Source organism: Microbacterium karelineae (assembly GCF_009745985.1).
Classification (GTDB): Bacteria; Actinomycetota; Actinomycetes; order Actinomycetales; family Microbacteriaceae; genus Microbacterium; species Microbacterium karelineae.
Genome location: NZ_WFIX01000076.1, coordinates 1 through 251 on the forward strand (window position 1 = coordinate 1; position 251 = coordinate 251).

The following is a 251-nucleotide window of genomic DNA, read 5'->3' on the forward strand; positions in this document are numbered from 1 at the left end:
AACCGCCCCCGTCGCCGCGATCCGAACACTTCACCGGACCATTCAATCGGTAGGAGCGACGGGCGGTGTGTACAAAGGGCAGGGACGTAGTCAACGCGAGCTGATGACTCGCGCTTACTAGGCATTCCTCGTTGAAGACCAACAATTGCAATGATCTATCCCCATCACGATGAAATTTCCCAAGATTACCCGGGCCTGTCGGCCAAGGCTATATACTCGTTGAATACATCAGTGTAGCGCGCGTGCGGCCC

1 rRNA gene is annotated in these 251 nt (G+C 55.8%); it reads right to left on the bottom strand.

Going from position 1 to position 251, the window contains the following annotated elements:
• Positions 1-251 (bottom strand): 16S ribosomal RNA (locus GB932_RS21980); the annotation flags it as partial.